Below are 25,204 nucleotides of genomic sequence, written 5' to 3'. Positions count from 1 at the left end.
GTGAAGAGGCTGATCGGGATCGTTGTGGCGGGTGCGGTGCTGGTGGTTGCCGGGTGTGGGGGCGGTGACACCAAGAGTGCTGACACCGGGGTCGGGGACAAGGACGTGGCGACCGGCGGGCGGTTGTTCAAGACCGCGGACGCGGAGACCGCGAAACTCGGCTCGGACGCTGCGCCCGGGGTGTTCCCGCGGACGGTGAAGCACGCGCTCGGCGAGACCAAGCTGGAGAAGAAGCCGGAGCGGGTCGTCGTACTGGACAGCGGTGAGCTCGACGACGTACTCGCGCTCGGGATCACGCCGGTCGGGATGGCCACGACGGCGGGTCAGAGCGGCGTACCGTCGTACCTGAAGGACAAGGCGCAGGGGATCAAGACGATCGGCGGGATCAGCGAGCTGAACCTGGAGGCGATCGCGGCGCTGAAGCCGGACCTGATCCTGGGCAGCAAGCTGCGGGCGAACGATCTGTACGACAAGCTCAGCGCGATCGCGCCGACAGTGTTCAGCATCCGGCCCGGGTTCCCGTGGAAGGAGAACTTCCTGCTGGTCGCGGATTCGGTCGGCGAAGAGGACAAGGCGACCGGGATCCTGAACGACTACCAGAAGCGCGCGAACGACGTGAAGTCGAAGGTGGAGGGTTCGCCGACGATCTCGCTGGTACGGTTCCGGCCGGGCGAGATCCGGCTGTATGGGAACCTGTCGTTCATCGGGGTGATCCTGAAGGACATCGGCCTGCCGAGGCCGAAGATCCAGGACGTGCAGGACCTCGCCGTCGAGGTGTCACAGGAGAACATCGGCAAGGCGGCCGGTGACTGGATCTTCTACTCCAGCTACGGCAAGCCGGAAACCACCGACGAGAACAAGGTTGTCAACAGCAACCTCTGGAAGTCCTTGCCTGCCGTCAAGAACGGCAAGTCCGCCCGAGTAGACGACGAAGTCTGGTTCCTCGGCCTCGGCCCGCTCGGCGCCATGGGCGTCCTAACCGACCTCGAAAAACTCCTCGGCCCCAAGGGCTAGTTCACCACCTGGTAGTGGAGGTGGACTACGCCGCTGGTGAAGTGGTGTTCGTCGGTGAGGGTGAGGTGGGCTCGGAAGTTGTTGGGTAGGGCGGGTTTGCCGCCGCCGACGATTACTGGGGTGAGGAAGAGATGGAGCTCGTCGACTAGGCCGGCGTGGAGGGCTTGGCCGGCTAGTTCGGCGCCGCCGATGCTGAGGTTGGTGTTGGAGGAGTCCTTCAGGCGTTGGACGGACTCTGCGGTGAACTCGGGCTCGAGTCGTGTTCGCGCGCTGGTGACCGCTTGGAGGGTCCGCGAGTACACGATCTTGTCGGCTGCCTGCCAGATGTTCGCGTACTCCTGGCTGACCGGGGAATGGTCGACGGCGGTTTCCCAGTAGACCATCGTGTCGTACATCCGGCGCCCGTACAGGTAGGTGCCTATTGGGCGTTCGAGTTCGTTGACGAAGGCGTGTACTTCGGCGTCCGGTGCCGCCCATTCGAATCCGCCCTCGGCGTCGGCGACGTACCCGTCGAGCGAGGTGATCGCGGAGTAGATGAGCTTGGCCATGTCAGGTTTCCTCGACCGGGAGCAGATCGCGTTCGGCGAAGACCTTCTTGGCTACGGAGATGGCGTTGATGGCGCGCGGGAAGCCTGCGTAGCCGGCCGCGTGGATGAAGGCCTCGACGATTTCGGCGGGGGTGAGTCCGACGTTGAGCGACGTTCGTACGTGCACCTCGAGCTGCGGTTCGCAGCCGCCGAGCGAGGTGAGGATGCCTAGGGTGACCAGCTGGCGTTGCCGCGGTTCGAGGGCGGGCCGCGAGTAGAGGTCGCCGAACCCGAACGCGACGATGTGATGCGCGAGGGCGGGAGCGATATCGGCGAGGCTGGCCATCACGCCAGGCGCAGCACCCCCGTCGACCGCGTTGAGAACGTCGGACCCGCGCCGATAGCGCGCCTGCTCTTCCGGACTGTTGATATCAGGAGCCGTCATACCCCGACGCTAACCCGCCCCCCGTCCAAAGCGCGGCGAGTGATGCGGCCGACGCGGATCTGAGTCACTCACCAACCCCGCCCCCAGCCCCTCACCGCCCCAGGCCTGAGCGTGGCCGCCCGCATTCGCGTGCACTTAGTGAGTGACCCAGGTCCGCCCGCGATCAGTCCTGTACGCGGCCTCGGTTGGTTACGGGGATTTGGGGGGCTCTTTGGGCTATGGCGGTGACTAACTCGTCGTACGGGAGGGAGCGGGCGAGGATTTCGTGGGTGCCGGGCCAGGGGCAGGAGGGGCCCCAGGCTTTGGTGTTGCGGGGGAGGGCGGTCTCGTCGAGGAGCACGACGACCAGGCGGGGTTCCCAGGTCTCCTCGCCTTCGTCGTTGACCACCTGGCGTTCCACTCGGCAGATGCCGCGGACCTCGGCCCACGGGATCGTTCGCGGTTGCTCGCCGCCCAGGGAGATCCCGGCGTCGTCAACAGTCAGGAGTACGTCGTCAGTGTCCTCCTCGCGACCCTCCTCGATGGCGGTGATCGCGCCCACCAGCAGCAGGATCGGCAGTCCGACGGCGAAGATGAGCGGCGTACCGCCCCAGCTCAGCCAGACCGACTCGAGCGACGCCCGGATCGAGCCGCCGCGGATCGCCTGGATCACGACGATCGCGAGCGTCAGGACCACCATCAGCCCGAACACCAGAGTGCCCACCGCGAGCGCGGTCTTGGTAGTCCCGATCCCGTGTCGCTTGACCACGAACGGCTCGCTGAGTTGCGCTGACTGCATACGGGCATTGTCGGCGCTCTTCCCCCGAAGGCACCAGAGCTCTCACTGATTCCTCATCATTCCGGTCCCGCCCAGTCGTCCGTACGGATGAAATCGCCGTACCTGAGCCGGCATGGACTTTGGTAAGGCCCTGGAGTCCGCAACAATCGCAGCATGCCGGACCGCCAAACCGCAGTCGCCACCCGCAAGCCGCCGTCGTCGCGCGCCAACGCGCGGCGCCGGAAGAAGGGCGGGATGTGGCGGCGCGGCTGGATCATCGCCGTGCTGGCGATCCTGTCCGCGCTGGTGCTGATCTTCCATCGTCACGTTCCGAACTCGGTCGGCAACCTCGGCAGTCTGCTCGACACATTCCTGCCCTGGGTCGGCCTCGCCGTACCCGTCCTCGGCCTGGCCGCCCTACTCAGGAGGTCCGCGACGGCCGGCGTCGCCCTGCTCGTTCCCGCGCTCGTGTGGGGCATGATGTTCGGCGATCTGCTCGTTCCCGGCAAGGGCGACGGCGGCGCGTACGACCTGCGCGTGCTGACGCATAACGTCGACGCCGCCAACCCCGACCCGGAGGGGACCGCGAAGGACCTGCTCGGCGCCAACGCGGATGTGATGGCGCTGGAGGAGATCACTGCGGCGGATCTGAAGGTCTACAAGGCCGCGTTCGCCAAGACGTACCCGTACGTCGTGTCCCGGGACACAGTCGCGCTCTGGTCGAAGTACCCGGTGGTGGAGACCAAGTCGGTCGACGTCGGCTTCGCCTGGACGCGTGCGTTGCGCGCCGAGGTCAGTACGCCGGAAGGCAAGGTCGCGGTGTACGTCGCGCACCTCGCGTCCGTCCGCGTCGGGACCAGCGGCTTCACGTCGGATCAGCGCAACAACACGATCAAGGCTCTCGCCCGGCAGATCGCCGACGAGTCGCTGGCCGGCGTGATCGTGATGGGCGACTTCAACGGTACGGCGAACGATCGCAGCCTGGCCCCGTTGACGGCCGGCCTCCGGTCGGCTCAGGGTGCGGCCGGGCAGGGGTTCGGGTTCACCTGGCCGGCGAAGTTCCCGATGGCGCGGATCGACCACATCCTGGTCCGCGGCGTCACTCCCACCAAGGCCTGGGTGATGAAACCGACGGGCAGCGACCACCGCCCGGTCGTCGCCGAACTACGTATCTGACGCGATGCCCTTCCGGTACGCGTAGCGGACGGCTTCGGCGCGATGCCGGGCGCCGATCTTCGCGAACGTGTTGTTGATGTGCGTCTTCACCGTCGCCTCGCTGATGAACAGTTGCCCGGCGATCTCCGGATTACTCAGTCCGCGCGCGATCAACCGCAGTACCTCGGTCTCTCGAGCGGTCAGCCCGTCGTTGCCCGGCGACGCCGGCGTCAGCCCGGCGATCAGGCGTTTGGAGACCTCGGGATCGAACGTGGACTGCCCGGCCGCGGTCGACCGCAGCGCCGCGCCGATCTCGGCCCGGCCGGCATCCTTGGTCAGGTATCCACGAGCCCCGGCCCGGAGCGCGTTCGCGATCGACGTGTCGTCGGCGTACGTCGTCAGCACGAGTACGGCGACCTCCGGGAATTCGGCCGTGATCCGCGCGGTGGCCAGTGTCCCGTCGAGGACCGGCATCCGAAGATCCATCAGCACCACGTCCACGTTGCCCTGGGCAACCAGGTCGACGGCCTCGACGCCGTTAGCGGCCGCGCCGGCGACCTCGACGCCGTCGATCAGCCCGAGCAGCGCGACCAGACCCTCGCGCATGACCTGCTGATCGTCCGCCACGACGACGCGGATCACGTCACTCATTCGGCACCTCCGCCACCAGCAGCCAGTCGTCCCCGTCCGGTCCCGCCGCCAACGTCCCACCAACCAAGGCAAGCCGCTCCCGCATCCCCGCCAATCCGAAACCCTCACCACTCGTTGCGCCCTTGTTGCGAACCGACAGCCGTACGCCGTTATCGAACCCGAGCGCCAGCTCCACCGGCTGACCGGGCGCGTGCTTGGCCGCGTTCGTCAACGCCTCCCGAGCAGCGTTGAGCAAGGCAACAGTCACACCGGACTCAGTCCGCGACACCTGACCCGTGATCGACAACCGCACCGCCGTACCGTGATCGTTCTCATGCTGCTCCGCAAGGGCAGCAACAGCCTGCGCCAGGTCCGGCACCTCATCGGCCCGCAATGCGGCCACCGCGTTCCGCGCCTCGGTCAGCCCTTGTACGGCGAGCCGCCGAGAACGCCGTACCCGCTCAAGTGCCCCCTCTGTGTCACCGCGCTCGTCGAGAAGCGCCTCGGCCACCTCGAGCTGAACGCTCAACGCACCCAGCGAATGCGCGAGCACGTCGTGCAGATCACGCGCGATCCGCCCACGTTCCTCCAGCGCGGCCGCCCGGGTGTGCTCGCTCTGCGCCAGTCGGGTCTGCTCGAGCAGCAGCTCGGTCTGCCGCGTCTGCACCTCGTACTGACGCCGGTTCAGCCCGAAGGCCGTGAGTACGCCGGTCCACAGAAGCTGGGTGAAATACCAGGAATCCGGCTGGTCGAACCACCATGCCGACACCGCGTACGCCGCGGCCACACCGATGCCAACGGCAACGATCGGCCGGTTGCCGTGCCGGCGGAAATCGATCACGGCGATGTCGGTGATCCCGACCAGCACGAGGGCCAGGGAATTCGACTGCGGGTAGCCCGCGATCAGCGCGTTGGCGACCGCGACGACGGACAGCAGCGCGAAGGCGGCGTACGGGCGGGTGGCCATCAGCACCGAGCCGACCGCGAAGACGACGAAGGTCACGACGAGCACGACCCAGACCCAGGCGTCCGCGGGGCGCGCGGTCGCCAGGACGGCGACCACGACGCCGGCGGTCAGGACCCGGCCGACCCAGCCGCTCTCCCCGTGCGGCCGCGTCGGCAGGAGTGCCTTCCATTTCACCGGGTGCTGTACTCCTCTGCGTCGCGCCGGGCCTTGCTCTGGATGACCAGCGACTGGGTCAACAGGTTCGCACCCAGCGAGACCATCAGCGCCGGGCCGCCCGAGACCGACGCCCCGAGCAGGTGCCCGACGCCCGCCAGTCCGATCCGGATGACCAGGTAGGCCACCATGATGCCCAGTCCGGGCAATCCGAGCCGGAAGAACACCTTCCCGGCGCGCCGCTCGACCTGTGCGACCCGGCCGGAGGCGGTCCCGGCCACCAGGGCGACCGCGGTGCCGATGACCAGCAGTACGACGTCGACGACGCCGAGTCCGGTGTGCCGGTCGTACAGCTGGTAGATCCCGACACCGGTCAGCAGGAGCGGGCCGCGCCAGACGTCGGTGTCGGAGTTCTCCAGCTCGGACCAGGACAGCCGCCGGGCGAGTACGACGACCACGACGGCGATCACGACAAGTGCGTTGGGCAGGGTTCCGAAGCTCATGACTCGGACGGTAGGCGGCGGGGTACCTGATCCTGGACCGTCCACGGGTGGAGATCCGGGTGGAGGTCGCCGTCCGCCGGGTCACAGTCGCCGGGTCGCCATCCGCATGGTTGAAAGGTGGAGTAACGTTCCTCACCGGTAACACCACGATGCGTCACATCATTCAGGCGATCCGGAGGGCCGATGCTTCTTAAAGAATCCATCCTGAGACTGGATGCCACGGCGATCGACTACATCATCATCGCCCTGTACTTCGTCTTCGTCCTCGGCATCGGGTACGTGGCCAGGCGCGCGGTGTCGAGCAGCCTGGACTTTTTCCTGTCCGGCCGGTCGCTGCCGGCCTGGGTGACCGGGCTGGCGTTCATCTCGGCCAACCTGGGCGCGATCGAGATCATGGGCATGTCGGCGAACGGTGCGCAGTACGGCATCCCGACCGTGCACTACTTCTGGATCGGCGCGGTCCCGGCGATGCTGTTCCTCGGCGTCGTGATGATGCCGTTCTACTACGGTTCCAAGGTCCGCAGCGTGCCGGAGTTCATGCTGCGCCGGTTCGGCAAGCCCGCGCACCTGGTGAACGCGGTCAGCTTCGCCCTCGCACAGGTGCTGATCGCGGGCGTGAACCTGTTCCTGCTCGCCACCATCGTGAACGTGCTGCTCGGCTGGCCGATCTGGGTGTCGGTGATCGTGGCCGCGGCGATCGTGCTCAGCTACATCACCCTCGGCGGCCTGTCCGCGGCGATCTACAACGAGGTGCTGCAGTTCTTCGTGATCGTCGCCGCGCTGCTGCCGCTGACGCTGGTCGGCCTGCACAAGGTCGGCGGCTGGCAGGGCCTGGTCGACAAGGTGAGCGGGTCGCCGGGTGGCTCGGAGCAGATGTCGGCTTGGCCGGGGAACGCGCTGAGCGGCTTCCACAACAACTTCCTGTCGGTGATCGGCATCGTCTTCGGCCTCGGCTTCGTGCTGTCCTTCGGTTACTGGACGACGAACTTCACCGAGGTGCAGCGGGCGCTGGCCTCGAAGAACATGTCGGCGGCCCGGCGGACCCCGATCATCGGGTCGTTCCCGAAGATGTTCATCCCGTTCATCGTGATCATCCCCGGCATCATCGCCGCGGTGGTCGTGCCCGAGCTGGCCCAGTTCAAGGCCACCGGCAGCGGCCAGGTCGACTACAACGACGCGTTGCTGCTGCTGATGCGCGACCTGCTGCCGAACGGCATGCTCGGCCTGGCCATCACCGGTCTGCTGGCGTCGTTCATGGCCGGTATGGCGGCGAACCTGAGCTCGTTCAACACGGTCATGTCGTACGACATCATCGAGCGCTACGTGATCAAGGACCGGCCGGACGACTTCTACCTGCGGACCGGTCGCTGGGTGACGGTGGCGGGCACGCTGATCGCGATCGGCACGGCCGCGATCGCGTCCGGCTACAGCAACCTGATGGACTACCTGCAGCAGCTGTTCTCGTTCTTCAACGCACCGCTGTTCGCCACGTTCATCCTCGGTATGTTCTGGAAGCGGATGACCGCGGCGGCCGGCTGGATCGGCCTCGTCAGCGGTACGGCGACCGCAATCCTGGTCTTCGTGCTGTCCGAGAACGGTGTGATCAACCTGCCGGGTCAGGGCGCCAGCTTCGTCGGCGCCGGTGCGGCCTTCGTGGTCGACATCCTGATCAGCGTCGTGGTGAGCACGATGACCAGGCCCAAGGAGGAATCCGAGCTGGTCGGGCTGGTGTACTCGCTGACGCCGAAGGAGCAGCGCACCGAGGTGGCGGTCGCCGGCGACGGCGGCTGGTACCGCAAGCCGGTCCTGCTGGCCGGGATCTCCCTGGCGTTGACCATCGTCCTCAACATCATCTTCGCCTGAGGGAGGGTTCGAGATGGCAGACAAGAAGAAGGCCGGAGCGTTCGACATCCGGGTGGTGATCGCGCTGCTGATCGGGATCTACGGCGTCGTGCTGACGATCCTCGGCATCGTCGAGAAGCAGTCCGAGGTCGACAAGGCCGCCGGGATCAACATCAACCTCTGGGGCGGCATCGGGATGCTGGTGTTCACCGCCCTGTTCGTGCTCTGGGCCCGGCTGCGGCCGATCGCCGTACCAGTTGAGGAAGACGCGACCGAGCAGTAACCCCGCCTCGTCGGCGCTCGTTGTGGGACCAGTAGACCTACTGGTCCCACAACCGGAGGACGGCGCATGGCGAGAGCGGGAACCCTTTCCAGACGGGCCTTCCTGGCCCGGGTCGGCATCCTCGGCGCGGCCGTCGGGAGCGGTGGAGTGCTGGCCCGCAGCCTGCTGGCGCCGGCCGACGCGGCGACCAATCCGCTGCTGCCGCCGGCCGTCGACCTGATCCGGCCGGTGCTCGCCGAGCTGGCCAGGGACACGATGAACGGCCTGACGGTCTTCGCGATGCCCGGCCCGGACGCATACTCGCGGACCCAGGGCACGCCGAGCCGGACGCCCGGCGCGATCGAGGCCGGTGCGACCGACTTCATCATCAACTCGCTCGACAACTTCGTGCCGTTCCCGGACGAGCTCGCTCAGCCGATCGGGGCCGCCCTGGTGACCGGCCTCGCCGACTCCGGCATCGAGTTGCCCGGTCTCGACGTACTGCCGGTCCAGCTGCACTCGCTGGACAAGGCGCTGGCGGCATACCTGGAGAGTGACGAGGCGCTGCCGCTGTCGTTCCCGATCGCCGGCCTGCTGAACCTGATGGCCACCCAGGTCAACCCGCTCGCGGTGAACGGGCCGCACCTGTCGCCGTTCGCCCGGCTCTCGTACGCCGAGAAGGCGCAGGCGTTCGAGTTGATCGAGAAGACCGACGCGGACCTGGTCGCGTTGCTCGACGTGCACTTCCCGGAGCCGTTGAAGGACTCGGTGTCCGGGCTGCTCAAGTTCGTCGGCGGCGCGCTGATCGAGTTCGCCACCTTCGGGGCGTACGGCGAATCGGCGGTCTACGACAAGGTTCGCCGTACGTTGCGGAAGCGGCCGGTCGGCTGGACCGCGACCGGCTATCAGCCGGACGGCCCGGTCGAGGGCTGGGACGACTTCATCGGGTACTACCAAGGGCGCCAGGAGGTGCACGACTGATGCGCGACGTCATTGTGATCGGAGCCGGCGGCGGTGGACCGGTCGTGGCGAAGGAGCTGGCCGCTCAGGGTCTCGACGTACTGCTGCTCGAGGCCGGTCCGCGGAACGCACATCCGCGGGAGAACTGGACGACGTACGAGGACGACGCGAACAACCCGCTGACCGGGTACCTGCGCTGGGGTCCGTCGGACCGGTCGAAGCCGGCCTGGTACCGGGAGTGGCCGCAGAATTCGTTCGTCTGGCAGCTGTCCGGCGTCGGCGGGACCACCCAGCACTTCTACGGCAACTACCCCCGCGCGTACCCGGGCGTCTTCGAGGGGTACGACGGCGCCGACAAGTCCGGGTACGACGTCGACCACCGTTTCCCCTTCACCTACGGGGAGATGGTGCCGTACTTCGAATGGGTCGAAGCGACCATGCCGGTGATGACGGCGGCGATGGGTCACAAGGAGCAGACGTTCTTCCGCGGCGCCGAGACGCTCGGGCTGCCGGTGCAGACCACGAAGACGACGCATCACCCGGCGTACCGGCCGCAGGAGAACGCGATCCTGCAGCCGGGCGGGACGGCGGGGAAGACCGCGGACCCGAAGCTGCTGAACCATCCGCAGGCGACCGGGTGCACGTTCTGCGGGTACTGCTTCCAGGGCTGCATGCGGCCGAAGGGTGCCCCGCGCAACCAGTTCGCGAAGCGGTCGACGGACAACAGCTACGTACCGATGGCGCTGACCGCGGACGTCTGGGCGCGCGGCGGCAAGCCCGTCACGTTGGTCGCGGACGCCTTCGTCACCCGCGTGCATGCTGAGAAGAAGCACGGTGTGCTGACTGCCACTGGTGTGACCTGGCGGTCTGGGGATGTCGAGCATCGCGAAGATGCCAAGGTTGTGGTGATGTCGGGCGGCTGCACGGAGAACCCGCGGCTGTGGATGAACAGCGGCCTGCCGAATCCGAACGGCTGGGTCGGGCGCGGGTACACCGACCACTTCTTCGACTGGGTGTTCGGCGTCTTCGACGACTACACCGGCAACCCGAAGGGCGTCGGATCGAGTGCCCGGCTGGACTATCCGCCGTACGGCGGTCTCGAGAACGTCGGCCTGCCGCCGGCGCTGGCCGCCTTCGCGGGGACGTTGTCGGACAGCGGGATCCGTGGGCAGTACAAGAACGGTCGCGGACAGACCGGGCCGTGGGACGGGCCGGCCGGGCGGGTGATGGGGCCCGAGCTGAAGGAGGTCCTGTCGCACGGGATCGACCACCTGCTCAGCGTGCTGGTGATCACCGACGACGACGTCGAGGCGCAGAACCGGGTCACGCTGTCAGCGCTGCCGGCGGACGAGAACGGGCCGATCCCGAAGGTCGCGTTCAAGCAGCGGCAGCGGACCGCGCGGACGTTGCGGAACCGCGAGTTCATGGCGCGGAAGGCGGCGGAGTTGCTGCGCGGCGCGGGCGCCAAGAAGGTGTACCGGATCGACTGGGCGCCGCTGATCCTGCACGTCCAGTCGTCGATGCGGATGGGCTCGTCGGAGCGCAACTCCGTCGTCGACCCGACCGGCGAGACGCGTGCGGTGAAGGGGCTGTTCATCGGCGACAACTCCGCGCTGTCCAACGGGCTGGGCGGTCCGAACCCGACGCTCACCTCGCAGGCACTGGCGACGCGGACGGCCGAGAACATCTTCAAGACGTACTTCGGCGGCGACCCGTGGGTCCGTTCGAGTGCTCCGGTGGTGTCCACGGACCCGCGGATCAGCGTCCGGCTGGGACAGCTCGGGCTGTAGTCATGTCCGTTTGACGAACATCGGCGTCCGGTCGGGTCCTCCCGTCCGGACGCCGGTTTTCGTAATCTCGAAGTACCCGATCAGGAGGAACTTCGAGATGACCATCACCTCTGACAGGCCCGACCTGTCGACCACGGCGCAGCAGTACGCCGAGCAAGGCTTCGTCCTGGTGAAAGGGCTGCTCAGCAAGGAAGAAGCGGCGTACTACCGGCAGCGCAGCCACGACCTGCTGGCCCGGCTGAACCGGCCCGACGACCCCACCTGGGCCGCGGCCCGGGAGATGACGGACGCGCCGACGAAGCTGCAGCACCTGCACGACGCGCAGTTCTACGACGCCGAGTTCGCGAAGCTGCTGGTGGACCCGCGGTTCACCGACGTGGCCGCTGCGGTGATGGGGGTGGACAACGTCCAGCTGCATCACACCAAGCTGTTCGTGAAGCCACCGGAGAACGGGTCGCCGTTCCCGCTGCACCAGGACTACCCGTTCTTCCCGCACACCTACCACCGGGTCGGAGCGGCGATCTTCCACTTCGACGACGCACCGGTCGAGAAGGGCTGCGTGCGGGTCATTCCCGGCAGTCACAAGTCCGGTCCGCGGGAGCATGAGGCGGAAGGGTCGTACCACTTGCTCGAGCCCGCCTTCGAGGAGGCGACGCCGCAGCCGGCCGAGGCGGGCGACGTCCTGTTCTTCACCTACTTCACAGTCCACGGGTCCGGGGTGAACGTGAGCGACGAGGCGCGGACGACCTGGCTGATCCAGTACCGCGACCCGTCGGACCCGCCGGCGGTCAAGACCCACGACTGGTCGCTCGGTCAGGGCATGATGCTGCGAGGAGTCGACCCGACCGGCAGGAGCGCTGTTTGACCCTCGCGGATGTCGCTGCGGCGGACAGGTTCGTCGACCTCGCGGGACTCCTGGAGTTCTGCGAGGTCGACGGCTTCCACGCGGACTTCCTCAGCTGGGGCCACTACCGGCCGGAGTACTGGCGCAACTACTGGCACACGCACTCCTTCCACGAGGTCTGCCTCGCGTACTCGGGGGAGGGCCGCTTCAACCACGGGTCTTCCGAGTACGACGTCCAGCCGGGCGCAGTGTTCCTCGCCCGGCCCGGCGACGTCCACGAAATCGAGTCGTCGCGGTCGGCCCCGTTAGGGATCGCCTTCTGGGGCTTCACCTTCCGCCCTGGATCGTCCGAGCCCGGCTGGTGGTCCGGCCTGACTCGGGCTGACGGCCCGGTGATGTCGCAGCGCGTTGGTTCGCTGCCCGCCCTCATCAGCGCACTGGCCGCGGAGGCCGCGGCGCCGGTGTCCGGTTACAGCACGATGCTGGCTGCTCTGGGGGCGAGTCTGGTTCTTGAGACTGCTCGCGCATTCGCACTGGAGGAGGACCTCGCCGTAGAACCGGTCCGCCGCGACCGCGGCCCACTGGTCGTCGACGCCATGCAGCGCCACCTCCGCGACAACCTGTCCCGCCCCATCACCGTCCGGGACGTAGCCGCTGCCGCCCACCTCTCTGAGCGGCACGCGGAACGCCTCTTCACCCAGCAGACCGGCGCCTCCATCATGTCCACCCTCCGCCGCCTCCGCCTCGAACTAGCCGCCCAGCTCCTCCTCGACCACAGCCTCACCATCACCGAGGTAGCGCGAGCCTGCGGCTACTCCGACGTACGCCCGTTCTCCACTGCCTTCAGACGCAAGTACGGACGCACCCCCGGCGACCACCGCCGCGCCGGAGGCACAGAGTTCATCTAGAACGACACCCCGACGCGCAGTGGTATTCTGGTCACATGCGAGTGAGCCTGCTCCTTATGTAGCCGTACTGGCAGTGGTCAGTACGGCATCCCCTCCTGCGTGAGGGGCTTTTTTATGTCCAGGAGTGCCATCTGGCACATTAAGGCTCATCAAACACACGAAGTATGGAGTAGGACCGTGAGCGAGCAGGTGGAAGACGCGCCCATCGACAGGGGCGGCTACGACTTCAACGCCATGCAGGCCAAGTGGCGTCCGGTGTGGGAGAAGCTGGACCCGTTCAAGGCGAAGGACGACGGCTCGGCCGAGCGGCGCTACGCGCTCACGATGTTCTCCTACCCGTCCGGCGACCTGCACATGGGCCACGCCGAGGTGTTCGCGCTGCACGACGTACTGGCCCGCTACTGGTTCCAGCAGGGGTACGACGTACTGAACCCGATCGGCTGGGACTCTTTCGGCCTGCCCGCGGAGAACGCCGCGATCAAGCGCAACGAGCACCCGGCGACGTTCACCTACGCCAATATCGAGACCCAGGCCGAGTCGATCCGCCGGTACGCGATCAGCTTCGACTGGTCCCGCCGGCTGCACACCTCCGACCCGGAGTACTACCGCTGGACCCAGTGGCTGTTCCTGCGGCTGTACGAGCGCGGTCTGGCCTACCGCAAGGCGTCGTACGTCAACTGGTGCCCGCATGACCAGACCGTGCTGGCGAACGAGCAGGTGGTCCAGGGCCGCTGTGAGCGTTGCGGGTACGAGGTCACCAAGCGCGAGCTGACCCAGTGGTACTTCAAGACCACGGACTACGCCCAGCGGCTGCTGGACGACATGGACCTGCTGCAGTGGCCGGAAGAGATCCTGCTGATGCAGCGGAACTGGATCGGCCGGTCCGAGGGTGCGTTCGCGAGCTTCGAGGTCGAGGGCCGCGACGAGCCGATCAAGGTCTTCACCACCCGGCCGGACACGCTGTTCGGCGCCACCTTCATGGTGGTCGCGCCGGACGCGAAGCTGGCCGCCGAGCTGGTCACGCCGGAGCAGCAGGCTGCCTTCGACGAGTACCTGACCAAGGTGAAGGCGACCACCGAGATCGAGCGGCAGAGCACCGAGCGGGAGAAGACCGGCGTCTTCCTGGGCTCGTACGCGATCAACCCGGTCACCGGCAAGCGGATCCCGATCTGGGCCGCCGACTACGTGCTGGCCGACTACGGCACCGGCGCGATCATGGCCGTGCCCGGCCAGGACACCCGGGACTGGGAGTTCGCGGAGAAGTTCGACCTGCCGATCGTCCGGACTGTCCAGCCGTCGGAGGACTTCGAGGGCAAGGCGTTCACCGGTGACGGACCGGCGATCAACAGCGCGAACGACGAGATCAGCCTGGACGGGCTGGATGTCGCCGACGCGAAGTCGCAGATCATCGACTGGCTGGAGAGCAAGGGGCTGGGCGAGCGGACGATCAACTACCGGCTGCGCGACTGGCTGCTGAGCCGGCAGCGGTACTGGGGCTGCCCGATCCCGATCATCCACTGCCCGTCCTGCGGTGAGGTGCCGGTTCCGGACGACCAGCTGCCGATGGAGCTGCCGGACCTGCGCGGCGCCGACCTGCAGCCGAAGGGTGTCTCGCCGCTGGCGGCCGACCGCGAGTGGGTCGAGGTCGACTGCCCGAAGTGCGGTGGCAAGGCTGAGCGGGACACGGACACGATGGACACGTTCGTCGACTCGTCCTGGTATTTCCTGCGCTACCTGTCGCCGGAGTACACCGACGGCCCGTTCGACCAGGACGCGGCCGACCGGTGGATGTCGGTGTACCAGTACGTCGGCGGCAAGGAGCACGCCGTACTGCACCTGCTGTACGCGCGGTTCTTCGTCAAGGCGCTGCACGACATGGGTCTGCTGTCCGTGGTCGAGCCGTTCACCCGGCTGCTGAACCAGGGCCAGGTCGTCAACCAGGGCAAGGCGATGAGCAAGTCGCTGGGCAACGGAGTGAACCTGGGCGACCAGATCGACGCGTACGGCGTGGACGCGGTCCGGCTGACCATGGTGTTCGCCGGTCCGCCGGCCGACGACATCGACTGGGCCGACATGTCGCCGGGGGGCTCGCTGAAGTTCCTGCAGCGGGCCTGGCGGCTGGCCGGAGCGGTCGAGGCACCGGTCGGTTCGGATCCGACGACCGGTGACGTCGAGCTGCGCAAGCTGACCCACCGCACGGTGTCGGACGCCTCCGAGCTGATCGACTCGCACCGGTTCAACGTGATGGTGGCCCGGATCATGGAGCTGGTGAACGCCACCCGGAAGGCGATCGACTCCGGTCCCGGCGCGGCCGACCCGGCGGTCCGCGAGGCGGTCGAGACGGTGGCGATCCTGCTGAGCCTGGTCGCGCCGTACACGGCCGAGGAGATGTGGGAGGAGCTGGGCCACGAGCCGACCGTCGCCAAGGTCGGCTGGCCGAAGGTCGACCCGGCGCTGCTGGTCCAGGACTCCGTCACCTGCGTGGTCCAGGTCGCCGGCAAGGTCAAGGACCGGCTGGAGGTCTCGCCGGACATCACCGACGCCGACCTGGAGCAGCTGGCGCTGTCCTCCGAGGCGATCCAGAAGGCGCTGGACGGCCGCGGTACCCGGAAGGTCATCGTCCGGGCGCCCAGGCTGGTCAACATCGTCCCGGCCTGATGGACTCCGTCGTACTGGACGTTCACACCGGTGCCCGTGAGGTCGTCATGGACCTCACGGGCCGGTGTGAGCAGTTCGTCTCCGGCCGCGGCGACGGGCTGCTGCACGTGTTCGTGCCGCACGCGACCGCCGGGGTCGCGATCCTCGAGACCGGCGCGGGCAGCGACAGCGACCTGCTGGCCGTGCTCGAGGACCTGTTGCCGCGGGACTTCGACTGGCAGCACCGGCACGGCTCGCCCGGACACGGCCGGGACCACGTGCTGCCGGCGCTGATTCCGCCATACGCGACCGTGCCGGTTCTGGCCGGCCGGCTGACGCTCGGCACCTGGCAATCGATATGCCTGGTCGACACCAATCGCGACAATCCCGACCGGCACGTTCGGCTGTCGTTCCTGGCCGGTTAGTGGACTACCGGGTAACAACGCATTCCGGGATTTTGGTGACTTATCGTGATGTTGCCAATCGCGTTACGTTTGCGAAACACGGTTCCGCTTGAATTACCGCATGGCAGCCCTTGAGACCTTGCGCGACGTCACCGTTGAGCTCCTGGTTCGGGCGACCCGGGGGATTTCCGTCGGTAGTCTGCTGAATGCCGACTCCGGCCGCGCGGACACCAGCGCCCGGATCGACGACTGGGCCGGTGTGCTTTCTCTGTACGCCGCCGACAATGAATCCCACTCGGTTCGCGCAACTGCTTGAAACGCGCATTTCTGATCCCGCAGCAAAGTGTTTATCAGGACAAACTTGTTGCCGCGGTCAACGAATTGTGTGACCCAGGCCGCATCCCGCACCCCGGATCCGCCCCGGCGAGAACACGCCCGTCACGCTATGTTGTGACAGGAACGTGGGGCCTCCAGAGGGGTGACGGGCTGTGTCGGACACCGGTAGTCGGCGGGATTTTGCCGACCTGTTGCTCGACTTGAGGGTCCAGGCCGGCCTGTCCCAGGAGGAGCTGGCCGACCGCGCCGGGCTGAGTGTCCGGTCGATCCGGGAGATCGAGGCCGGCCGGGTCGCGCGACCGCGGAAGGATTCGGTCCGGCTGCTGGCGTCCGCGCTCGGCCTGCAGGACACCGCGCAGTTCCTCGCCGCGGCTGGGCATGGTGTCGTACGACCGGTTGCCCAGGCGCCCGTCGTTTCGGTCGCTGACGCGGCTCCGACGGGTTTGCGCTGGCGCGGTACGCGGCCGATCCCGGACGGACTTGTAGGTCGGGAGCAGGAGCTGTTCGAGCTGGAGGGGCTGCTGCGGCAGAACCGGCTCGTCACACTCGTCGGTCCGGGCGGGGTCGGCAAGACCGAGCTCGCACTCGCTGCGGCCGACCGGTTCTCCGGTGCGGACACGACCGTGGTGGTCGTCGATCTGACCACCGTCCAGCGCGATGCCGCCGTACCGTCGGCCATCCTCGACGCGTTCGGCACAGCTCCGGGTACGTCGGACCTCGACGACGTACTGTCCGGTCGTCGGCCCGGTGACCTCGTCATCGTCGAGGACAACGCCGAGCACGTCCTCGACGGTGTGGCGACGGTGGCCAACCGGATGGTCCGCAGCTTCCCGGGGATCGGCGTGCTCGTCACGTCACGGATCCCGTTGGGGCTGCCGGATGAAGTGGTCCGCCGGGTGCAGGTGCTCGGCGTACCGGCGAACGACGAGAACTTCGAGGAGATCGCGGCTTCGCCGGCCGTGGAGATGTTCTGCCGTCGGGTTGCGCGGGTGCGGTCCGACTTCGTCCTGACGCCTTCGAATGCCCCGACCGTGGCTCGCCTGTGCCGGCGGTTGGACGGTCTGCCGCTCGCGCTTGAGTTGGCGGCCGCGCGGGCCGGGTCGCTGTCGGTGGAGACGATCCTGACAGCGCTGGATGACCGGTTCCGGTTGCTGTCGGGGCCGCGGCGGTTCGGTGCTCCTCATCAGCGGACGCTGGCGGACACGATCGCGTGGAGCGTCGACGCGCTGTCCGATGCGGCTCGGCAGCTGCTCTACCGATGCTCCGTGCTCGGTTCGCCGTTTACGCTCGAGGCAGTGGCCGGGGTGTGTACGGGCGATCCGATCGACGGGCTCGACGTACCGATGCTGCTGGCCGAGCTGGTGGACAAGTCGCTGCTGCAGCCGGTGCTTGAGTTCGAGCAGCTGTACGGCGCGCGGTACAAGCTGCTGGAGACGATCCGGGAGCACGCGTACGCCGGTCTGTCGTCGCAGGGTGACGACCTGGTCGAGTTCCGGGACCGGGCGGTCGCGTGGTGTTCGGCGTACGTCTCGGGGCTTGAGGGCGCGTGGTCGTCGCCGGACCGCGATCGGCAGTACCGAGCCGCGCATGCGAACTCTGCCCTGTTCGAGGTGGCGTTGGAGCGAGCGGTCGAGTTGGGGGAGTGGGAGACGGCTGCGCGGATCGTTCTCGGGTTCCGGATCGCTTGGCAGTACCAGGCGAGTGTGGCCGAGAGCGGGATCCGGTGGGCGACGCTGTGCGCTTCTCACGTGTCCGACAAAGAGGTCAGTGGTCGACTGCTCGCTATCGCGGGGCGGCTGTCCAATCTGACCGGCGATATCCGTGGTGCGCGTCGGCACTACGAGGAGGCGCGCACGCTGATCCCGGGCGAGACCGAGATGGGTTTGGTCGCTCGTGGCGGCTGGGTGTCGTCCGGTTCGCACCTGCTCGATACGCAGAGTCTGGCCGAGGTGCCGGCGCTGGTGGCCGACGCTCGCAAGCATGGCGACGTACAGCGGTCAGCGACGGTGCAGGCGACATGTGGGCTCGCGCTGCTGCGGTGGGGTCGTTTGACCGAGGCCAAGGAGCTCCTGCTCGCCTGGGAGGCCGCGCTGGTCAATCCGGGTGTCTACGCAGACGAGATCGCGTACATGGCGCTCAGCCGGGTCGATCTCGAGCTGGGGAACCTGTCCGAGGCCCGTCATTGGGCACTGCTCGCCCGCGACAGTCAGGCGTCAGACGACCCTGAGCGGACCAAGGTCGCCGGCTGCCTGGCGATGGTCGAGTTCCACGCCGAGCGGTACGACGAGGCGCGGGCACTCCTCGACCAGGCCGACGCTGACATCCGTGGACACCGTGGGTACTTCGACTACCTGGTGATGCTGTACCGGTCGAGGCTGGCCCGTGCTGCCGGTGAGGTCGAGCAGGCTCGGGTCGCGATCCGGGACGCGGTCAGCCGGCTGCTGCTCGAAGGGCGGGTCGTCTACCTGCTCGAAGTACTGCCGGAGGCCGTGGCTGTGCTGCATGCACTGGGTCGCTCGGACGCGGGGGATGCGCTGTGCGGTCAGCTGCTGGCCTGGCAGCGGACGATGGACCCGCCGATGCTGCCGACCGCGTGGGCGATCCTGCAGGAGTCCTGCGAGAGCGCGTCCGTGGCGGACGGGTGGCCGGAGCCGGATCCGGCGGCCGCCGTACAGCGGCTGGCGAACGACGTACTCGCTGCGCTTTCGTGACGCTGATCTGCTGAAGCTGCCGGGTAACTGCCGGTGGATCTGCCTCGTCCTGACATGCCTGCGGGACCAAGAATTACAGCCGTAGGGCAGGTTCCACGAAGCAGAGTCCGACACCGGGCACACGGCAGCGAAAGGGCGGTGGACCATGAAGAGGCCATGGCACACCGCTGGACTGCCGGGGAGTGCGGCGAAGGCGACGCGGAGGGCATCCGGCGGCTGGTCGGTGGGGGCGCCGAGCGGCTGTCGAGAGCTCCGGAGTGCTGTGGAGTGTGGATCTGTCCTGCCTGTACCGGACGCCGTGCACCGTCAGGGCACTGCTTCCGGGGAGGGGTCCCAGCAGCGGGTCAGGCACACGACACAGGGGACGAGTGTCGCGGCCCGGCTGGCATCGATAACCGGCGGGTTTGGTCACCCGCCGGCGAGTCGGCCGCTGGGGCCTCCCGGGACCTCGTCGAGCTCGCGGTCAGGCCGGTCCTTCGTGGATCCGGATACGGGGAGTAGCTCGCCGAGGCCCCACCAACTTGAGCTGACAACAAGGGGGAGTCAGCAGGACTGACCGCCGGGCCAATGACGCACAGGGGACGACACTGGCCCGGCCAAAGTCCCAGCGAGGTGAAGGCCCCGGAGGGGTAGGCCTTCACCTCGCTATCAGTCTTCCGTTCCCCCGCCCCGAGCGAAGCGAGGGTTCACGTGTCTTTGAGCACTGCTGTCTTGTCGAACGCGTAACCGACCATCCAGCTGGGCTGGAGACGGCAGTACACGATGTCGTCACCCCAGCTCGACGGCGAGCTGCCGTAGTGGTTCGTGAGGTGCTCCTCGATCTCCGCGAAGTCCGGGTGCTCCGCAGTCAGGAACTCAACCTGCCCATGACTGAACACCCCGATCCGCTCCCCATCGACGTACGAAATGCTCGCCGCCGATCGCGCCTTCAACTGCCGCGCCTTCGCCGCCGACCCCGACGTCGTGAACACCCACCGCCCATGCAGGAAGTGCCCGTCCACCGCGCTGATCCGCGGCTCACCCCGCGCCGTCACGGTGGCGAGGTTCAGCGTGCACATCCCGGTCAGAACCCGCACCAGCTCCCCGGCGTCCAGCCGGCGCGGATCCGTGATGATGTTGCGCAGATGCTCGGTGGACCGCGCGTACGCCGCGTCGAGCAACCCCTGCAGTTCCGTGACTTCCGCCGCAGTCTCCTTCATCTTCCCGAGTCTGGCACCGCGCGCCGACATATGACTGTCCGGTAACCTCGCTGCATGTCAGCCCACGTGCACGTCGTCACCGACTCCACGGCTGGCCTGTCCACGCATGAGCTCCTCCGCCTGCCGCTGACCGTCGTACCGCTCCAGGTCGTGATCGGGGGTACTTCGTACGACGACGGCGCCACCTCAGCCGACGCGGTCGCCGAAGCGCTCAAGACCTTCACCCCGGTCTCGACCAGCCGGCCCGCTCCGCAGACGTTCGCCGACACGTACGCCGCCTGCGCTGCCGACGGAGCCGACGCCGTGGTGTCGATCCACCTCTCCGGCGACATGTCCGGCACCTTCGAGGCTGCGATGATCGGGGCCAAGGACTCCCCGATTCCGGTCCGGGTGGTCGACTCCCGCTCACTCGGCATGGGCCTAGGCTTCCCGGTCCTGGCCGCGGCCGCCGCAGCCGCCGCCGGCCAGGACGCCGCCGAGGTCGAGGCAGCTGCCCGAGCCCGGATGAAGTCCATCTCGGCGTACTTCTACGTCGACACCCTCGAGTACCTCCGCCGCGGCGGCCGCATCGGTGCAGCCCAAGCCCTCCTCGGTACGGCGCTCGCGGTCAAGCCGCTCCTCACCATCAAGGGCGGCCGGATCGTCCCCCTCGAAAAGGTCCGCACCTCGAGCCGGGCAATCGCCCGCCTCGCCGACATAGCCGTTCAACGCGCCGGCGACACCCCTGTCCAGTTGGCCGTCCACCACCTGGCCAACCTGGAAAAGGCCCAAACCCTCGCCGACAACCTCTCCAACCGCCTCCCCGCCGCCAAAGAGGTCGTCCTCCGCGAAGTAGGCGCCGTAATAGGCGCCCACGTAGGCCCCGGCCTACTAGCCGTAGTAGTAAGCCCCACCTAGCCGCCCTCCACCGACGGCCCTTTTCCACCGGGCAATCCCCGAGGCGAGCCTGCAGTCCCGCCGGCAACGGCATCAGCCGGGGATCCGTGAAGAGCCACGCCGCTTCGGACAGCTCGGCGTCGCGCGGGGCCACCTTGTGCACCGGAGCCGCACCATCGCGCGCTGAACATGCGGCACTGGTGCACAAAGTGAACCGGAGCCGGGCCGAGAGGCCGCCCACGGTCGCGTCGGAGACCCGCTTATCCACAGCTTTCAGGTTGTGGGTCTGAACGGCTCGCAGACTCGTACCTTCTCTGGGCGTGAAGGTCTTTCGTCGTGTTCCGGTGGCTGAGCCGGGCGCCCGAGAGCGCGCCCTGGCCCGCCTCGCCGCCCGGCCCCCAACCCACGCCCCCACCCACCCAACCGACGATCCCCCAACCAACAACCAGCCGACCAACGACGTGTCGGCAGACCGTTGGCCGACCGGCGAACAGTCCAGCTACGAATACCCGGAGGAGCGTGATGAGGAGGTGCGAGGTGGATGGATTCCCGAACAGGTCCGGCCCGAGCGACTGCGCGACGCCCGCTGGACGATCTCCGCACGGCATGTTCTCGTGCTGGCCGCCGTACTCGCGGTCGGACTCTCCTGGGCCGCCTGGTCCCTCTTCCGAGCCCGCCCGGAAACCCTCCCCGACACCCGCCCCAGCACCGCGACCACAGGCTCACCCGTAGCCCAACCAACCTCAGCCACCAACCAGCCGAGCAACGCCCAATCTCAACCGGGCGCCACCCAATCACCCGGCGCCAGCCAATGGCCGGGCACAAATCAGTCGCCCGGCACCAACCCCGGCGCGAACCAATCGCCTGGTGCCAATCAGTCGCCTACCTCGGGTTCGCCGGGGCAACCGCTGGTCGTCGTCTACGTAGCCGGCAAGGTCCGCCACCCCGGCCTCGTCCGCGCACCGACCGGCTCCCGCGTAGCCGACGTACTCGCCCTCGCAGGCGGCCCACTCCGCGGCGTCGACCTCACCACCCTCAACCTCGCCCGCCAAGTCACCGACGGCGAACAAATCATCGTCGGCCAACCAGCCCAGCTCCCGCCCACGAATGCACCACCAGCAACCACCTCGTCCACCCCGGGCGCGGAATCCAACACCCCCGTAAACCTCAACACCGCCACCCTCGACGAGCTGGACGCCCTCCCCGGCGTAGGCCCAGTCCTGGCCCAACGCATCCTCGACTACCGCACCCAGAACGGCCCCTTCACCACCATCGACCAACTCCAGGAGGTCCCCGGCGTAGGCCCCAAAAAGTTCGACTCCCTCAAACCCCATGTCCGCATCTGACCCCACCCACCCGTCCCCACCTCCACCCGACCCACACGCGAGCACGCCTGACCCGCGCACCAGGGACGCAGGCATCCAGGACACACGCACCCGAGACCCGCGCCCCCCGGACCCGCGGATGTCCGATCCGAGCGCCTCAGACCCGGATGCCGCGGATCCGCGCGCCCCCGATCGGCGCGCCGCGAACGCGAGCGGTCCGCTGGCGGCAGGCGAGGCGGAGCGGGCGAAGGTCGCATCGGACGCGAGCGCATCGGACGCGACGACCTCGGACGCGAGCATCTCAGACGCGAGCGCATCGGACGCGGGGACCTCGGTGGCGGGTGTGTCTGAGGCGGAGGGGTCGGAGCCGCTTGATGCGCGTTTGCTTGTCCCGGCGGCTGCGGGGTGGATGACTGCGGCGGTTTTGGTTGGTCAGGCGCCGCTTACTGCGGTTCTCATTTCTGCCGTGGCGTTGGTCTTTGCCGCCACGCTCGGGGTGGTCCTGCGCAGCAGACCCGCCCGCCGGAAGGCGGTTGGTTGGGCGGCGGTTGGTTCCTTGGCCGTCGTTGGTGGGCTGGGGATTGCTGCTGCCCTTCAAGCCGCCACTCTTCGCGCCGGACCGATCCGCGATCTCGCAGCCAGTTCTGCAACCGTCACCGTTCGGCTCAAGATCGAAGGAGATCCGTCACTTCGGCAAAGCACCACCTCCCGGCGTCCGCCGTACGTGGTGGTCAAGGCAACCATCGAGGAGGTACGCACCCCCAACGGCACGTCGCAGACGAGCGCAACCGAGTCGAGCCCAGGCCCAGGCCCCGCCAGCACAACCGAGTCCAGCCCGGGTCCCACCGGCACAACCCCGTCCAGCGCAACCACTTCCGGCACAGGCGGCCCCAACCCAGGTCGTGGCAGGACAGTCCGGATCCGTACTCCGGTTTTCCTCATTGGCACAGTCAAGTGGCAGACCGTTAGATACGGGCAGCACGTTGACGCCACCGGGCGACTTGAGGCTGTTGAGGACGGTTCCGATGTCGCTGCGATGCTTTCGACTCGTTCACCGCCGCGAATCGTTGACGAGCCGCCGTGGTGGTTGCGCGCCGCTGAGCAGGTCCGTGCCGGGCTCCGCAAGGCCGTGGCCGGAGAGCCGGATGACGTACGCGGGCTTGTTCCGGCGTTGGTGATGGGCGATGTGTCCGGGGTGTCCGCCGAGCTGAACGCAGACTTCCAGACCACCGGGCTCACGCACCTCTCCGCGGTGTCGGGGACGAATCTGACGTTGCTGCTCGCGTTCGTGCTGCCGTTGGCGCGGCTGATCGGAGTACGTGCGCGCGGTCTGACTGTGGTCGGCGTGATGATGGTCGTGGTCTTCGTCGTCCTGGCGAGACCGCAGCCGAGCGTTCTCCGAGCGGCTGCGATGGGCCTGATCGCGTTGGCTGCGATGACCGGCGGGGGAGGGCGGCGCCGCGCCGTACGCAGTCTGTCGGTCGCGGTGATCGTGTTGCTGCTCCTCGATACGTCGCTGGCTCGCTCGGCTGGGTTCGCCTTGTCGGTGCTGGCGACTGCGGGCATCGTCCTGCTTGGACCCGGTTGGCGCGACGCGTTGGCGAAGTGGTTGCCGGGTTGGCTGGCCGATGCGATCTCGTGCCCGCTTGCTGCCCAACTTGCGTGTACGCCGGTGGTCGCGTGGCTCTCCGGCCAGGTGTCGCTGGTCGCAGTCGCCGCCAACCTGTTGGCCGGACCTGCAGTCGGTCCGGCCACGATTCTCGGCTTCATAGCCGCCGGGATCGCATTGCTGAGCACAGAAGTGGCTCAACTCGTCGGCTGGGTTGCAGGTTGGCCCGCTCGGTGGATCATCGTCGTCGCCCGCGAGGGAGCTGATCTCCCGGGTGCCTCCAACGCATGGCCGGCAACGGCGGTCGGGGTCGCCGTAGTGACCTTGCTCTGTCTGGCGATCGTGGTGGGTCTGCACCGCATCCTGGCTCGCCCGATCGCGATGGTCCTGGCCTTGGTTGTGCTGACGGTCGTCGTACTGCGTCCCGTCGGCTCGCTCGGCTGGCCGCCTGACGACTGGCTCTTTGTCGTTTGTGATGTGGGGCAGGGCGACGGGTTGGTGCTGCGCGCCGGCGAGGGTACGGCGGTTGTCGTCGATACCGGGCCGGATCCGGCTGCGATGGATCGGTGTTTGCGGGAGTTGGGGGTCAAGCACATCCCGGTGCTCGTGCTCAGTCATTTCCATGCGGATCACGTTGGCGGGCTGGCCGGAGTACTCGATGGTCGGCGGGTTGATGAGATCGAGGTGACGCCGTACTTCTCGCCGCGGGCGGAGTACGACCGGGTGGTTGAGCTTGCGGCGCAGCATGGGGTTGGGTTGCGTACGGTCGCGTTTCACGAGACGCGGGCGGTTGGTCAGGTGAGTTGGACGACGCTTTGGCCGGCTGGGGTGCCGGCGTTGCCCCCGCCGGGTACGTCGTCCGCGACCTCGTCCGACGAAGGTTCTCCGGAGAACAACGCGAGTATCGCGATGATGGTCGAGGTGTCCGGCCTTCGGATCCTGCTCACCGGGGATCTGGAACCCGAATCCCAGCGGGCTGTTCTGGCAACCGGCGTCGATCTTCGGGCAGATGTCCTGAAGGTTCCACATCATGGTTCGGCGCAGCAGGATCCTGACTTCATCGCCGCTACTAACGCTCGGCTTGCGCTTATCTCGGCCGGGCGGGACAACGACTACGGCCATCCGGCGCCGAGGACCTTGCAGCTGCTTTCCCACGACGCGATCCGTACAGCGACCACGAACGTCAGCGGTCCGCTCGCCGTCACCAACACCAACAACCACCTGGCCCTCACGACGGCCCATCCCGCGCCGTGACCAGGCGCACTCACGAGAACGCGAAGGCACCCACGGAAAGGCGACGGCGCCACGAGTAGGTGACGGCGTCAGGAATGGACGGCGCCACGAGAAGGT

Annotated in this window: 22 protein-coding genes; 15 read left to right on the top strand and 7 right to left on the bottom strand. The window is 67.7% G+C overall.

What is annotated here, in order from left to right; all coding sequences use genetic code 11:
• The gene (locus tag EV650_RS13825; protein ID WP_134118959.1) at positions 1-1,014 is read left to right on the top strand and encodes an ABC transporter substrate-binding protein; all 1,014 of its coding nucleotides are present in this window, start codon (positions 1-3) and stop codon (positions 1,012-1,014) included.
• Here the strand turns inward: EV650_RS13825 and EV650_RS13820 are convergent.
• The 3 genes from EV650_RS13820 to EV650_RS13810 all read right to left on the bottom strand — a co-directional run bounded on the left by EV650_RS13820 (position 1,011) and on the right by EV650_RS13810 (position 2,764).
• Positions 1,011-1,562, bottom strand: a complete 552-nt coding sequence (locus tag EV650_RS13820) for a dihydrofolate reductase family protein (protein WP_134118956.1) — start codon at positions 1,560-1,562, stop codon at positions 1,011-1,013. The genes EV650_RS13825 and EV650_RS13820 overlap by 4 nt on opposite strands.
• Position 1,563: 1 nt before the next feature.
• The gene (locus EV650_RS13815) at positions 1,564-1,986 is read right to left on the bottom strand and encodes a carboxymuconolactone decarboxylase family protein (protein WP_134118954.1); all 423 of its coding nucleotides are present in this window, start codon (positions 1,984-1,986) and stop codon (positions 1,564-1,566) included.
• 163 nt (positions 1,987-2,149) lie between these two features.
• Positions 2,150-2,764, bottom strand: a complete 615-nt coding sequence (locus EV650_RS13810) for a hypothetical protein (RefSeq protein WP_134118952.1) — start codon at positions 2,762-2,764, stop codon at positions 2,150-2,152.
• 234 nt (positions 2,765-2,998) lie between these two features.
• Here EV650_RS13810 and EV650_RS13805 point away from each other — a divergent pair, with 234 nt between their 5' ends.
• Complete coding sequence (locus EV650_RS13805) at positions 2,999-3,919, top strand: endonuclease/exonuclease/phosphatase family protein (RefSeq protein ID WP_439648787.1); 921 nt, start codon at positions 2,999-3,001, stop codon at positions 3,917-3,919.
• Here EV650_RS13805 and EV650_RS13800 read toward each other — a convergent pair.
• The 3 genes from EV650_RS13800 to EV650_RS13790 are packed head-to-tail and all read right to left on the bottom strand — an operon-like array spanning position 3,908 to position 6,151.
• The gene (locus EV650_RS13800) at positions 3,908-4,549 is read right to left on the bottom strand and encodes a response regulator (RefSeq protein ID WP_202874501.1); all 642 of its coding nucleotides are present in this window, start codon (positions 4,547-4,549) and stop codon (positions 3,908-3,910) included. The two genes, EV650_RS13805 and EV650_RS13800, sit on opposite strands and share 12 nt — an antisense overlap.
• Complete coding sequence (locus tag EV650_RS13795) at positions 4,542-5,669, bottom strand: sensor histidine kinase (protein WP_202874499.1); 1,128 nt, start codon at positions 5,667-5,669, stop codon at positions 4,542-4,544. Before EV650_RS13795 ends, EV650_RS13800 begins: the two co-directional genes overlap by 8 nt.
• A complete protein-coding gene (locus EV650_RS13790) occupies positions 5,666-6,151 on the bottom strand; it encodes a hypothetical protein (RefSeq protein WP_134118948.1) in 486 nt (161 codons plus the stop codon). Before EV650_RS13790 ends, EV650_RS13795 begins: the two co-directional genes overlap by 4 nt.
• Before the next feature lie 183 nt (positions 6,152-6,334).
• Here EV650_RS13790 and EV650_RS13785 point away from each other — a divergent pair, with 183 nt between their 5' ends.
• The 10 genes from EV650_RS13785 (at position 6,335) to EV650_RS13740 (ending at position 18,845) form a co-directional block, all read left to right on the top strand.
• Positions 6,335-8,014 (top strand): sodium:solute symporter family protein, encoded by a 1,680-nt coding sequence (locus EV650_RS13785; protein ID WP_134118946.1) that lies wholly within the window; start codon positions 6,335-6,337, stop codon positions 8,012-8,014.
• Positions 8,015-8,027: 13 nt separating this feature from the next.
• Entirely contained in the window at positions 8,028-8,276 is a 249-nt protein-coding gene (locus EV650_RS13780; protein ID WP_134118944.1) for a hypothetical protein, read from the top strand.
• Between the two features lie 66 nt (positions 8,277-8,342).
• Positions 8,343-9,236, top strand: a complete 894-nt coding sequence (locus EV650_RS13775) for a hypothetical protein (protein ID WP_134118942.1) — start codon at positions 8,343-8,345, stop codon at positions 9,234-9,236.
• Positions 9,236-11,005 (top strand): GMC family oxidoreductase N-terminal domain-containing protein, encoded by a 1,770-nt coding sequence (locus EV650_RS13770; RefSeq protein ID WP_134118939.1) that lies wholly within the window; start codon positions 9,236-9,238, stop codon positions 11,003-11,005. The genes EV650_RS13775 and EV650_RS13770 overlap by 1 nt, the downstream gene beginning before the upstream one ends.
• 97 nt (positions 11,006-11,102) lie before the next feature.
• Positions 11,103-11,870 (top strand): phytanoyl-CoA dioxygenase family protein, encoded by a 768-nt coding sequence (locus EV650_RS13765; RefSeq protein ID WP_134118937.1) that lies wholly within the window; start codon positions 11,103-11,105, stop codon positions 11,868-11,870.
• Positions 11,867-12,757 (top strand): helix-turn-helix domain-containing protein, encoded by an 891-nt coding sequence (locus EV650_RS13760; protein WP_134118934.1) that lies wholly within the window; start codon positions 11,867-11,869, stop codon positions 12,755-12,757. The genes EV650_RS13765 and EV650_RS13760 overlap by 4 nt, the downstream gene beginning before the upstream one ends.
• A 177-nt stretch (positions 12,758-12,934) precedes the next feature.
• Positions 12,935-15,415 (top strand): leucine--tRNA ligase, encoded by a 2,481-nt coding sequence (leuS, locus tag EV650_RS13755; RefSeq protein WP_255512033.1) that lies wholly within the window; start codon positions 12,935-12,937, stop codon positions 15,413-15,415.
• Entirely contained in the window at positions 15,415-15,819 is a 405-nt protein-coding gene (locus EV650_RS13750; RefSeq protein WP_134118930.1) for a YjbQ family protein, read from the top strand. Before leuS ends, EV650_RS13750 begins: the two co-directional genes overlap by 1 nt.
• A 100-nt stretch (positions 15,820-15,919) precedes the next feature.
• A complete protein-coding gene (locus tag EV650_RS13745; protein ID WP_134118928.1) occupies positions 15,920-16,114 on the top strand; it encodes a hypothetical protein in 195 nt (64 codons plus the stop codon).
• A 172-nt stretch (positions 16,115-16,286) separates the two neighbouring features.
• Positions 16,287-18,845, top strand: a complete 2,559-nt coding sequence (locus EV650_RS13740) for an ATP-binding protein (protein WP_134118926.1) — start codon at positions 16,287-16,289, stop codon at positions 18,843-18,845.
• Between the two features lie 686 nt (positions 18,846-19,531).
• On the opposite strand, the gene EV650_RS13735 is transcribed toward EV650_RS13740, so the two are convergent.
• Positions 19,532-20,044: a pyridoxamine 5'-phosphate oxidase family protein gene (locus EV650_RS13735; RefSeq protein ID WP_134118924.1), complete on the bottom strand. Its 513-nt coding sequence runs from the start codon at positions 20,042-20,044 to the stop codon at positions 19,532-19,534.
• 54 nt (positions 20,045-20,098) lie between these two features.
• Between EV650_RS13735 and EV650_RS13730 the strand changes: the two genes are divergently transcribed.
• The 3 genes from EV650_RS13730 (at position 20,099) to EV650_RS13720 (ending at position 25,108) form a co-directional block, all read left to right on the top strand.
• Positions 20,099-20,941, top strand: coding sequence for a DegV family protein (locus EV650_RS13730; RefSeq protein WP_134118922.1), 843 nt, complete (start codon positions 20,099-20,101; stop codon positions 20,939-20,941).
• Between the two features lie 299 nt (positions 20,942-21,240).
• A complete protein-coding gene (locus EV650_RS13725) occupies positions 21,241-22,266 on the top strand; it encodes a ComEA family DNA-binding protein (RefSeq protein ID WP_238174194.1) in 1,026 nt (341 codons plus the stop codon).
• Positions 22,267-23,281: 1,015 nt separating this feature from the next.
• Positions 23,282-25,108 carry a ComEC/Rec2 family competence protein gene (locus tag EV650_RS13720; RefSeq protein ID WP_238174193.1) on the top strand — a complete coding sequence of 609 codons (1,827 nt, stop codon included), beginning with the start codon at positions 23,282-23,284 and terminating at the stop codon, positions 25,106-25,108.
• Positions 25,109-25,204 lie beyond the last annotated feature (96 nt).

The sequence above is a fragment of the Kribbella kalugense genome (genome assembly GCF_004365875.1).
In the GTDB taxonomy this organism is placed as follows: Bacteria; Actinomycetota; Actinomycetes; order Propionibacteriales; family Kribbellaceae; genus Kribbella; species Kribbella kalugense.
The sequence above is the reverse complement of the archived record's forward strand: the minus strand, read 5'-3'. Positions and strand labels throughout refer to the sequence as shown.